This window comes from Azospira sp. I09, from assembly GCF_009177135.1.
GTDB lineage: Bacteria > Pseudomonadota > Gammaproteobacteria > Burkholderiales > Rhodocyclaceae > Azospira > Azospira oryzae.
In genome coordinates, this window is record NZ_AP021844.1 from 302,427 (window position 1) to 314,428 (window position 12,002).

Sequence of the window (12,002 nt, forward strand, 5' to 3'; positions counted from 1 at the left end):
TCATGAGCAAGTTGCGTATTGCCGTGGCCGGGGCTTCCGGCCGTATGGGCCGGATGTTGATCGAAGCTACCCTGAAGGATGGCGAAGTGGTGCTGGGCGCCGCCTTTGACCGCCCGGGCAGCCCCGCTGTGGGCAAGGACGCGGGCGACCTGGTGGGCCAGCCCTGTGGCGTCCAGGTGCTGGATAGCGCCGAGACCGCCCTGAAACAGGCCGACTGCCTGATCGACTTCACCCGCCCCGAAGGCACCCTGGAGCACTTGGCCCTGTGCCGCAAGCTGGGCGTGGCCATGATCATCGGCACCACCGGCTTCGACGAGGCCGGCAAGGCCGCCATCCGCGACGCCGCCCAGGATATCCCGGTCGTCTTCGCCCCCAACATGGCGGTGGGCGTGAATCTGGTGTTCAAGCTGCTGGATGTGGCGGCCCGTATCCTCAATCAGGGCTACGACATCGAGATCGTCGAGGCCCACCACAAGCACAAGATCGACGCCCCTTCCGGCACCGCCCTGCGCATGGGCGAAGTGGTGGCCCATGCCCTGGGCCGGGACCTGAAGGAATGCGCCATCTACGGCCGCGAAGGCGTCACCGGCGAACGGGACCCCTCCACCATCGGCTTTGCCACCGTGCGCGGCGGCGACATCGTCGGCGACCACAACGTGATGTTCTGCGGCACCGGCGAACGGGTGGAGATCGCCCACAAGGCCGGCAGCCGCATGCCTTACGCCCTGGGCAGCCTGCGGGCGGCCCGCTTCCTGGCGGGCAAGAAGAACGGCCTGTTCGACATGCAGGACGTGCTGGGCCTGCGCTGAGCCTCCTCCGGGGGTGGCCGCGAAGCCGCTCCGGGCCGTGACGTGCTGCGCCGCGATTGCCCCAAAAGGGGGCAGTCGGCTATAATAGTGCGGTTAAAAAATCAATTCGTGAAAGCGGGAGGGCGCTGAGCCCATCCCGCTTTGCGTATGTACCCCGGTGAAACCGGTCCTGCCTGTGTGGCGGCAGGGCTGTCCGGGGTCCGACAGCGCGTCACGAGTACCACGAATTCGCCGCCCGGAGTCTTTTGTGTCCCTGCTTCCTGCCTTTTCGCCCGCCCTGCTTGCCCTGGCCGACGGCACCGTGTTCCGCGGTTACGCCATCGGTGCCGAGGGCACCACCAGCGGTGAAGTGGTGTTCAACACGGCCATGACCGGTTACCAGGAAATCCTGACCGACCCGTCCTACTGCCGTCAGATTGTCACCCTCACCTATCCCCACATCGGCAACACCGGCTGCAATGCGGAGGACTTCGAGTCCCGCGCCAACTTCGCCGCCGGCCTGGTCATCCGCGACCTGCCGATCCGCGCTTCCAACTGGCGTATCGAGCAGACCCTGCCCGACTATCTGAAGCAGCATGGCGTCGTTGCCATCGCCGGCATCGACACCCGCAAGCTGACCCGCATCCTGCGCGAAAAGGGCGCCCAGGCCGGCTGCATCATCGCCGGCGTGGCCGACGAAGCCAAGGCCTTGGCCGAAGCCCGCGCTTTCCCGGGTCTGGCCGGCATGGACTTGGCCAAGGTGGTCAGCGTCGATTCCCCCTACCAGTTCAGCGAAGGCGAGTGGACCCTGAAGGGTTACGCCGCCGCCCCCGCCGCCAAGTTCAAGGTGGTGGCATACGATTACGGCGTCAAGACCAACATCCTGCGCATGCTGGCTGCCCGCGGCTGCGACGTCACCGTGGTGCCGGCCCAGACTCCTGCGGCCGAGGTGCTGAAGTACAAGCCGGATGGCGTCTTCCTCTCCAACGGCCCCGGCGATCCCGAGCCCTGTGACTACGCCATCACCGCCATCCGTGAAATCCTGGCGGCCGGCGTGCCCACCTACGGCATCTGCCTGGGCCACCAGCTGCTGGCCCTGGCTTCCGGCGCCAAGACCCTGAAGATGAAGTTCGGCCACCACGGTGCCAACCATCCGGTCAAGGATCTGGACACCAACCAGGTGCTGATCACCAGCCAGAACCACGGCTTTGCCGTGGATGCGGACACCCTGCCGGCCAATGTGCGGGCGACCCACGTGTCCCTGTTCGACGGCTCCCTGCAAGGCATCGCCCGCACCGACGTGCCGGCCTTCTCCTTCCAGGGCCACCCCGAGGCGAGCCCGGGCCCCCACGATGTGGCCTATCTGTTCGACCGTTTCATCAAGCTGATGCAAGACAAAAAGGCCGAGGGAAAGTAACTCATGCCCAAGCGCACAGACATTAAGAGCATTCTCATCATCGGCGCCGGCCCGATCATCATCGGTCAGGCCTGCGAGTTCGACTATTCCGGCGCCCAGGCCTGCAAGGCCCTGAAGGCCGAGGGTTACCGGGTCATCCTGGTGAACTCCAACCCCGCCACCATCATGACCGACCCGGAAACGGCCGATGTGACCTACATCGAGCCCATCTCCTGGAAGGTGGTGGAAAAGATCATCGAAAAGGAGCGTCCCGACGCCCTGCTGCCCACCATGGGCGGCCAGACTGCGCTGAACTGCGCTCTGGATCTGGCCAAGCACGGCGTGCTGGAGAAGTTCGGCGTCGAGCTGATCGGCGCTTCCGAGGAAGCCATCGACAAGGCCGAGGACCGGGAAAAGTTCAAGGCCGCCATGACCAAGATCGGTCTGGGCTCCGCCCGTTCCGCCGTGGCCCACTCCATGGAAGAGGCCCTGCAGGTGCAGGCCATGATCGGCTTCCCGGCCATCATCCGTCCCTCCTTCACCCTGGGCGGTTCCGGCGGCGGCATCGCCTACAACAAGGAAGAGTTCGTCACCATCTGCGAACGGGGCCTGGAAGCCTCGCCGACCAAGGAACTGCTCATCGAAGAGTCCCTCATCGGCTGGAAAGAGTATGAGATGGAAGTGGTCCGCGACAGCAAGGACAACTGCATCATCATCTGTTCCATCGAGAACCTGGACCCCATGGGTGTGCATACCGGTGACTCCATCACCGTGGCCCCGGCCCAGACCCTGACGGACAAGGAATACCAGATCATGCGCAACGCCTCCATCGCGGTGCTGCGCGAGATCGGCGTTGATACGGGCGGCTCCAACGTGCAGTTCGCCATCAGCCCGAAGGACGGTCGCATGATCGTCATCGAGATGAACCCCCGGGTGTCCCGCTCCTCCGCCCTGGCCTCCAAGGCCACCGGCTTCCCCATCGCCAAGGTGGCGGCCAAACTGGCTGTCGGCTACACCCTGGACGAGCTGGCCAACGAGATCACCGGCGGCAAGACCCCGGCCTCCTTCGAGCCCTCCATCGACTACGTGGTCACCAAGGTGCCCCGTTTCGCCTTCGAGAAGTTCCCCACCGCCGATTTCCACCTGACCACCCAGATGAAGTCCGTGGGCGAGGTCATGGCCATCGGCCGCACCCTGCAGGAATCCCTGCAGAAGGCCCTGCGCGGCCTGGAAGTGGGTGTGGACGGCTTCGACGAGAAGACCACCGACCGGGAAGTGATCGAGACCGAACTGGCCGAACCCGGCCCCGAGCGCATCTGGTACGTAGGCGATGCCTTCCGCATCGGCATGACCCTGGACGAGATCCACCGCCTGACCCACATCGACCCCTGGTTCCTGGCCCAGATCGAGGACCTGCACCTGAAGGCCAAGTCCCTGGCCGGCCGCAGCGTCGATTCCCTGTCCCGGGAAGAACTGCTGGTGCTGAAGAAGTGCGGCTTCTCCGACAAGCGCCTGGCCAAGCTGCTGGCCACCACCCAGACCGCCGTGCGGGAGCGTCGCCACGCCCTCAACGTGCGTCCGGTGTTCAAGCGCGTCGATACCTGCGCCGCCGAATTCGCCACCAACACGGCCTACATGTACTCCACCTACGAGGACGAGTGCGAGGCCCAGCCCAGCGACAAGAAAAAGATCATGGTCCTGGGCGGCGGTCCGAACCGCATCGGCCAGGGCATCGAGTTCGACTACTGCTGCGTGCATGCCGCCATGGCCATGCGCGAAGACGGCTACGAGACCATCATGGTCAACTGCAACCCGGAGACCGTGTCCACCGACTACGACACCTCCGACCGTCTGTACTTCGAGCCCCTGACCCTGGAAGACGTGCTGGAAGTGGTCAATGTGGAGAAGCCCGTCGGCGTCATCGTCCAGTACGGCGGCCAGACCCCGCTGAAGCTGGCGCGGGACCTGGAGGCCAACGGCGTGCCCATCATCGGCACCAGCCCCGACATGATCGACGCGGCCGAAGACCGGGAACGCTTCCAGAAGCTGCTGCACGAGCTGGGCCTGAAGCAGCCGCCCAACCGCACCGCCCGCAACGAAGCCGACGCCCTGGCCCTGGCCCAGGAAATCGGTTATCCCCTGGTGGTCCGCCCCTCCTACGTGCTGGGCGGCCGGGCCATGGAAATCGTGCATCAGCAGTCCGACCTGGAGCGCTACATGCGCGAGGCGGTGAAGGTCTCCAACGACTCTCCGGTGCTGCTGGACCGCTTCTTGAACGACGCCTGCGAAGTGGACGTGGATGCCCTGTCCGACGGTGACGAAGTCATCATCGGCGGCGTCATGGAACATATCGAACAGGCCGGCGTGCACTCCGGCGACTCCGCCTGTTCCCTGCCGCCTTACTCCCTGACCAAGGAAGTGACCGACGAGCTGCGTCGCCAGACCAAGCTGATGGCCAAGGCCCTCAACGTCTGCGGCCTGATGAACGTGCAGTTCGCCATCCAGAACGACACCGTGTATGTGCTGGAAGTGAATCCCCGCGCCTCCCGCACCGTGCCCTTCGTTTCCAAGGCCACGGGCCTGCAGCTGGCCAAGATCGCCGCCCGCTGCATGGCCGGCCAGAGCCTGAAGAGCCAGGGCATCACCAAGGAAGTGATTCCGCCTTACTTCTCCGTCAAGGAAGCGGTGTTCCCCTTCGTCAAGTTCCCCGGCGTCGATACCATTCTGGGACCGGAAATGAAGTCCACCGGCGAAGTCATGGGCGTGGGCACCACCTTCGCCGAAGCCTTCGTCAAGAGCCAGCTGGCGGCCGGCGTGAAGCTGCCCACCGGCGGCAAGGTGTTCCTCTCCGTCAAGGATTCGGACAAGACCAAGGCCGTGGATGTGGCCCGTGACCTGCACGCTGCCGGCTTCACCATCCTGGCGACCCGGGGTACCGGTGCCGCCATGGAAGCGGCCGGCATTCCGGTGACCGTGGTGAACAAGGTGACCGAAGGCCGTCCCCACATCGTGGACATGATCAAGAACAACGAGATTGCCCTGATCATCAACACGGTGGACGAGAAGCGCCAGGCCATCAACGATTCCCGCTCCATCCGGACTTCCGGACTGGCCGCCCGGGTCACCATGTACACCACCATCTGGGGTGCCGAGGCTGCTGCCGCCGGTATCCGCCAGGGTGGCGAACTGGTGGTTTATCCCATCCAGGCGCTGCACGCCCAGATTTCCTGATCAATCCTAACCCTCGCCGCCGGGAACGCCCCATCGGGGCGCCGGCGGTTTTGCTTTGATAGACGCGCTATGAGCAAGATTCCTCTGACCGTTAAGGGCGCCGAGAAACTTCGCGCCGAACTGCACCGCCTGAAGACGGTGGATCGGCCCAATGTCATTGCCGCCATTGCCGAAGCCCGTTCCCACGGCGACCTCTCGGAAAATGCCGAGTACGATGCCGCCAAGGAGCGCCAGGGCTTCATCGAGGGCCGGATCCAGGAAGTGGAAGGCAAGCTTTCCCATTCCCAGATCATCGATCCCCAGGCCCTGGATGCGGACGGACGCTGCGTTTTCGGCGCCACCGTCGATCTGGAGGACCAGGATTCCGGTGCCCAGGTGACCTACCAGATCGTGGGCGAGGATGAGGCGGACATCAAGGAAAGCAAGATTTCCTTCAACTCCCCCCTGGCCCGCGCCCTGATCGGCAAGTATGCCGGCGATATCGCCCAGGTGCAGGCTCCGGGCGGCCTGCGGGAGTATGAAATCCTCGACGTGCGTTACGAATAAGTCCGGCGTAACCCATCATGTCCCGGGCCCTGTTCAACCGATCTGCCGCTGTCCTGGCAGGGGTGGCAGGGCCTTGGTTTTTGTCTTGAACCAAAGATGACCAAGCCTGCCGTCCTGTCCCGCCTGGCCACGGCGCTCTGCCGCGGACTGCTGGTCCTCTGGGTCGGTGCCCTGTGGGCGGTGGGTTACCTGGCCGCGCCGGCGCTGTTTGCCAGCCTGCCCAGGCTGGTGGCCGGGGAAGTGGCGGGCAAGCTGTTCTTCATCGTCGGCTGGATCGGCATGGTGGCCGGCATCCTGCTCCTGGCTTATGTGCGTCGCACCCAGGTGGCCGGCCGCGAGCGGCGGCTGCGTCTGCTGTTGCTGTCGGTGTTGTGGCTGCTGGCGGCGGCCCAGCTGTTCTGGCTGCAACCGGTGATTGCCGGCATCAAGGCCCAATTGCCTCCTTTGCCGCCGGACGTGGCGTCCCTGGGGCCGGAGTTCGCCTTCTGGCATGCCTTGTCCAGCGCCCTCTACCTGCTGCAGAGCCTAGCGGGGCTGATTCTGGTGATGCTGGGGGGGGTGGAGAGCCGGCGGCCTGCTGTGGCCTGACCACCGGCGTGCCTGTTCAGGCCTGGAAGCTGCGCTTGGTGCGGCGGGGGGCGGAGCGGGGACGGCGCTGGGGGGTGGCCTTGACCGGCTTGCCGGCGGCGTCCAGAGTGGGGCGCCACAGTACCAGCAGTTTGCCGATGTGCTGCACCGGGGCAGCGTCGAGTTGCTGGCAGATTTCCTGGAGGAACTGTTCCCGTTCTTCCCGGTTGTCGTTGTACACCCGGACCTTGATGAGCTCATGGCTCTTCAGGGAGGCGTCGATCTCCTTCATCACCCCTTCAGAGAGGCCGTTCTGGCTGATGCTGACGACGGGGTCGAGGGAATGGGCACGAGCTCGCAGAGCGCGGCGCTGGTCGGCATTGAGGGAAAGCATAGGAAGCACCTGATTCAAAACGCGGATTCTACTGGATGGCACGTTCCAAGACCAGCAAGGCGTGGCTGCAAGAACACGTCAATGATCATTTTGTCCATCGGGCCAAGGCCGAGGGCTGGCGTTCCCGCGCCTCCTTCAAGCTGCTCGAGATCGACGACAAGGACAAACTCCTCAAGCCCGGCGAGGTGGTGGTGGACCTGGGGGCGGCCCCCGGCGGCTGGTGCCAGGTGGCCGTGCAGCGGGTGGGGGAGGGCGGCAAGGTGTTCGCTATCGACCTTCTGGAAATGCAGGGTATCGCCGGGGTGGACTTCATGCAGGGGGATTTCCGCGAGGAATCGGTGCTGCGGGAGTTCGAGTCGCGCCTGGCGGGGCGCCAGGTGGGGCTTGTACTTTCGGATATGGCCCCCAATATATCGGGAGTGAACGTTTCCGATCAGGCGCGCTCCATCTATCTGTGCGAACTGGCCCTGGAATTCGCCCGGGAGCACCTCAAGCCGGATGGCGCATTCCTCGTCAAGGTCTTCCAGGGCAGCGGTTTCAACGAGTTCCTGGCGGCCATGCGGGAGACCTTCGAGGTGGTGGCGACACGCAAGCCCAAGTCGTCCCGGGATCGCAGTCCGGAACTCTATCTGCTCGGCCGGCGTCTCAAACATGGTGGGTCCGTATAGCCCCGCCTGCTGTCAGACCGGCTTTCGGTTTAGAATGGACCATTCGTGGCATTCGAGGTTTAGCCGCCGTTGAGCGGCGAGAGGAGCACACTTGAACAACATGTTTAAAAACCTGGCCATCTGGCTGGTGATTGGCCTGGTCCTGATGACGGTGTTCAATCAGTTCAACAACCGTCAGGTTGCCCAGAACTCCATGGAATACTCCCAGTTCATCGACGAGGTGAAAGCTGGTCGTATCAACAAGGTGGTGATGGAAGGCCGCACCCTCAAGGCCACCACGACGGAAGGCAAGCGCGTCACTTCCTATTCGCCGGGCGACATCTGGCTGGTTTCCGACCTGCTCAAGTACGGCGTCAAGATCGAGGCCAAGCCGGATGAAGAACCCTCCATGCTGATGAGCATCTTCGTCAGCTGGTTCCCCATGCTGCTCCTCATCGGCGTCTGGGTCTTCTTCATGCGCCAGATGCAGGGCGGCGGCAAGGGCGGTGCCTTTTCCTTCGGCAAGTCCAAGGCCCGCATGCTGGACGAATCCAACAACACCGTCACCTTTGCCGACGTGGCTGGCTGCGACGAGGCCAAGGAAGAAGTGTCCGAGCTGGTGGATTTCCTGCGGGACCCCTCCAAGTTCCAGAAGCTGGGCGGCCGCATTCCCAAGGGCGTGCTGATGGTGGGCAACCCGGGGACGGGTAAGACCCTGCTGGCCAAGGCCATCGCCGGCGAGGCCAAGGTGCCGTTCTTCTCCATCTCCGGCTCTGATTTCGTGGAAATGTTCGTCGGCGTGGGCGCGGCCCGGGTCCGCGACATGTTCGAGAACGCCAAGAAGCACGCCCCCTGCATCATCTTCATCGACGAAATCGACGCCGTCGGCCGCCAGCGCGGCGCCGGCCTGGGCGGTGGCAACGACGAGCGGGAACAGACCCTGAACCAGCTGCTGGTGGAAATGGACGGTTTCGAGGGCCATACCGGCATCATCGTCATCGCCGCCACCAACCGTCCCGACGTGCTCGACCCCGCCCTGCTGCGTCCGGGCCGTTTCGACCGCCAGGTGGTGGTGCCCCTGCCCGACATCCGCGGCCGGGAGGAAATCCTCAAGGTGCACATGCGCAAGGTGCCGGTGGCCGGTGACGTGCGTGCCGACATCGTGGCCCGCGGCACCCCTGGTTTCTCCGGTGCCGACCTGGCCAACCTGGTGAACGAAGCCGCCCTCTTTGCCGCCCGCAGCAACAAGCGCCTGGTGGACATGGAGGACTTCGAGAAGGCCAAGGACAAGATCATGATGGGCGCCGAGCGCCGCAGCATGGTCATGAGCGAGGAAGAAAAGCGCAACACGGCCTACCACGAGTCCGGCCATGCCGTTGTCGCCAAGCTGCTGCCCAAGGCCGACCCGGTGCACAAGGTCACCATCATTCCCCGGGGCCGGGCCCTCGGTGTCACCATGCAGCTGCCGGTGGAAGACCGTTACGCCTACGACCGGGAATATCTGATGAACCGCATCGCCATTCTCTTCGGCGGCCGCATCGCCGAAGAGGTGTTCATGAACCAGATGACCACCGGCGCTTCCAACGACTTCGAGCGGGCCACCCAGATGGCCCGGGACATGGTCACCCGCTACGGCATGACCGACGCCCTGGGCCCCATGGTCTATGGCGAGAATGAAGGCGAAGTGTTCCTCGGCCGTTCCGTCACCACCCACAAGAACGTTTCCGAAGCCACCATGCAGCTGGTGGACAAGGAAATCCGCCGCATCATCGACCAGCAGTACGGCCTTGCCCGCAAGCTGCTGGAAGACAACCGGGACAAGGTGGAGGCCATGACCGCCGCCCTGCTGGAGTGGGAAACCATCGACGCGGACCAGATCAACGACATCATGGAAGGCAAGGAACCGCGCCCGCCCAAGGCGCCCCAGACGCCGCCCAAGTCGTCCGCCGACAGCAATTCCCCGGGCGCTGCGCCCAGCGCTGCCGCCACGGCCTGATCACGGCCTGGTTGCCAGGCGTTACAATACGGGGCCGGGAGGATCATCCTTCCGGCCTTTTCTTTTGTCTGCTGTTCACATGTCCCTTTTGCGCTGCGGGAAATTCACCCTTTCCCTGGAACGGCCCCTGATCATGGGGATCGTCAATCTCACCCCCGACTCCTTTTCCGGCGACGGCCTGGCCACCGATGCAGAACGGGCCGTGGCCCACGCCCGGGCCCAGATTGCGGCCGGTGCCGACATGCTGGACCTGGGGGCCGAATCGACCCGTCCCGGCGCCATCCCGGCCACCGCGGAGGAAGAACTGGAGCGGCTGCTGCCGGTGCTGGCGGCCCTCAAGGATTGCGGCGTGCCCCTCTCGGTGGATACCTACAAGCCGGAAGTGATGCGGGCCGTGCTGGCGGCCGGCGCCGACATGATCAACGACATCGCCGCCCTGAGCTATCCCGGTGCCCTGGAGGCCGTGGCCGACAGCGATTGCGGCCTCTGCCTCATGCACATGCAGGGCGAACCCCGCACCATGCAGCAGCAGCCCAGCTACGGCGATGTGGTGGCGGAGGTGCGGGATTTCCTGGCCCGGCGGGTTGTCGCTGCCCGGGCCGCCGGCATCGCCGACGAGCGCCTGGTGCTGGACCCGGGCTTCGGCTTTGGCAAGACCCTGGAACACAACCTGGCCCTGTTGCGCCACCTGCCGGAAACCACGGTGGACGGCCTGCCCGTCCTCGCCGGCATGTCGCGCAAGACCATGCTGGGCGCCCTCACCGGCAAGCCCGTGGCAGACCGGGTGGCGGCCAGCGTGACGGCCCATCTCCTGGCTGCCCAGCGCGGTGCCCGCATCCTGCGGGTGCATGACGTGGCCGCCACCCGGGACGCCCTGACCGTCTGGCAGGCCGTGGCCGCCTGAACACTGAAAGTTACGAGGACAACCATGAGCAGAAAATATTTCGGTACCGATGGTGTGCGGGGCCGCGTCGGCGAAGCGCCGATCACGCCGGATTTCGCCATGCGCCTGGGTTACAGCGCCGGCCAGGTGCTGGTGGCCCAGGACGGGCTGCCCGCCGGCGAGCGTCCGGCGGTGCTGATCGGCAAGGACACCAGGATTTCCGGCTACATGCTGGAAGCAGCCCTGGAGGCCGGTTTTTCCGCCGCCGGCGTCGATGTCTGCCTGGTGGGGCCCATGCCGACCCCGGCGGTGGCCTACCTGACCCGGGCCCTGCGGCTGCAGGCCGGCATCGTCATCTCCGCCTCCCACAACCCCTTCTACGATAACGGCATCAAGTTCTTCTCGGCCCAGGGCACCAAGCTGCCGGATGCGGTAGAACATGCCATCGAGGCCGGCGTGGAAGCGCCCATGGGCTGCGTGTCCTCGGACCGCCTGGGCAAGGCCCGGCGCATCGACGACGCCCGGGGCCGCTACATCGAATTCTGCAAGAGCACCTTCCCCAACGATCTGGACCTGCGCGGCCTGAAGATCGTGGTGGACTGCGCCCATGGTGCCGCCTACCACATCGCGCCGGACGTCTTCCACGAGCTGGGGGCGGACGTGGTGGCCATCGGCAACCGTCCGGACGGCCTCAACATCAACGCCGCCGTCGGCGCCACGGCGCCCAAGGCCCTCAAGGAAGCGGTGCTGGGCCAACGGGCCGATCTGGGCATCGCCCTGGACGGCGACGGCGACCGGCTGGTGATGGTGGACGGGGGGGGCAACGTCTACGACGGCGACCAGCTGCTCTACGCCATCGTCCGCGGCCGCCAGGCCCTGGGCCCGGTGGCCGGCGTCGCCGGCACCCTGATGACCAACCTGGCCCTGGAAGATGCCCTCAAGGCCCTGGACATTCCCTTCGCCCGGGCTGCCGTGGGCGACCGCTACGTGCTGGAAAAGCTGGTGCAGAACGGCTGGCTCTACGGCGGCGAGAATTCCGGCCACATCCTCTGCCTCGACCGGCACACCACCGGCGACGGCATCATCGCGGCGCTGCAGGTGCTGGCGGCCCTGCGCCAGCAGGGCGGTAGCCTCAAGGCCCTGCTCGGCGACCTGGTGCTGTATCCGCAGAAACTGATCAACGTGCCCATGCCCAAGGGCTTCCCCTGGCAGGACAGCCCGGCCATTGCCGCGGCCCAGCGGGCGGTGGAGGCGGAGCTGGACGGGCGGGGCAGGGTGCTGCTGCGCGCTTCCGGCACCGAACCCCTGTTGCGGGTGATGGTGGAGGGCCGGGACGGCGAGCTGATCGCCCGTCTGGCGGAGAACCTGGCCGGTGCCGTGCGCCAGGCCGTCGGCGAATAAGGCAGGGCGGTATTCTTCCCGGGGCTATCCCGGGGAGGCAGGAAGGGCGGGCATCCTGGCAATGGCATGGCGAAGATGCCCGTCTTTACTTGATCTTGGCTGGCCTTTCCGGTGGAAGAGGGGGCCGGTCCGGATTTATTACAGCGATGTAAC

At 65.3% G+C, this 12,002-nt stretch carries 10 protein-coding genes; 9 read left to right on the forward strand and 1 reads right to left on the reverse strand.

Annotated features, from left to right (window positions below; all coding sequences use genetic code 11):
- Positions 1-2 precede the first annotated feature (2 nt).
- From dapB to AZSP09_RS01435, 5 genes are all read left to right on the forward strand, one after another.
- On the forward strand, positions 3-809 hold the full coding sequence (gene dapB, locus AZSP09_RS01415) for a 4-hydroxy-tetrahydrodipicolinate reductase (RefSeq protein WP_130458765.1): 807 nt from the start codon (positions 3-5) through the stop codon (positions 807-809).
- 247 nt (positions 810-1,056) lie between these two features.
- The gene (gene carA / locus AZSP09_RS01420) at positions 1,057-2,205 is read left to right on the forward strand and encodes a glutamine-hydrolyzing carbamoyl-phosphate synthase small subunit (RefSeq protein ID WP_014238079.1); all 1,149 of its coding nucleotides are present in this window, start codon (positions 1,057-1,059) and stop codon (positions 2,203-2,205) included.
- Between the two features lie 3 nt (positions 2,206-2,208).
- Positions 2,209-5,415, forward strand: coding sequence for a carbamoyl-phosphate synthase large subunit (carB, locus tag AZSP09_RS01425; protein WP_014238078.1), 3,207 nt, complete (start codon positions 2,209-2,211; stop codon positions 5,413-5,415).
- Between the two features lie 69 nt (positions 5,416-5,484).
- Positions 5,485-5,961: a transcription elongation factor GreA gene (gene greA, locus AZSP09_RS01430; RefSeq protein WP_014238077.1), complete on the forward strand. Its 477-nt coding sequence runs from the start codon at positions 5,485-5,487 to the stop codon at positions 5,959-5,961.
- 96 nt (positions 5,962-6,057) lie between these two features.
- Positions 6,058-6,549, forward strand: coding sequence for a DUF4149 domain-containing protein (locus AZSP09_RS01435; RefSeq protein WP_014238076.1), 492 nt, complete (start codon positions 6,058-6,060; stop codon positions 6,547-6,549).
- Positions 6,550-6,565: 16 nt separating this feature from the next.
- Here AZSP09_RS01435 and yhbY read toward each other — a convergent pair whose 3' ends face one another.
- Positions 6,566-6,922, reverse strand: coding sequence for a ribosome assembly RNA-binding protein YhbY (gene yhbY / locus AZSP09_RS01440; RefSeq protein WP_152088948.1), 357 nt, complete (start codon positions 6,920-6,922; stop codon positions 6,566-6,568).
- Between the two features lie 35 nt (positions 6,923-6,957).
- Between yhbY and rlmE the strand changes: the two genes are divergently transcribed.
- The 4 genes from rlmE to glmM all read left to right on the forward strand — a co-directional run bounded on the left by rlmE (position 6,958) and on the right by glmM (position 11,849).
- Entirely contained in the window at positions 6,958-7,590 is a 633-nt protein-coding gene (gene rlmE / locus AZSP09_RS01445; protein WP_014238074.1) for a 23S rRNA (uridine(2552)-2'-O)-methyltransferase RlmE, read from the forward strand.
- 91 nt (positions 7,591-7,681) lie between these two features.
- Positions 7,682-9,565, forward strand: a complete 1,884-nt coding sequence (gene ftsH, locus AZSP09_RS01450) for an ATP-dependent zinc metalloprotease FtsH (protein ID WP_014238073.1) — start codon at positions 7,682-7,684, stop codon at positions 9,563-9,565.
- A gap of 79 nt (positions 9,566-9,644) precedes the next feature.
- A complete protein-coding gene (gene folP / locus AZSP09_RS01455) occupies positions 9,645-10,469 on the forward strand; it encodes a dihydropteroate synthase (protein WP_152088949.1) in 825 nt (274 codons plus the stop codon).
- Positions 10,470-10,493: 24 nt separating this feature from the next.
- The gene (glmM, locus tag AZSP09_RS01460) at positions 10,494-11,849 is read left to right on the forward strand and encodes a phosphoglucosamine mutase (protein WP_152088950.1); all 1,356 of its coding nucleotides are present in this window, start codon (positions 10,494-10,496) and stop codon (positions 11,847-11,849) included.
- Positions 11,850-12,002 lie beyond the last annotated feature (153 nt).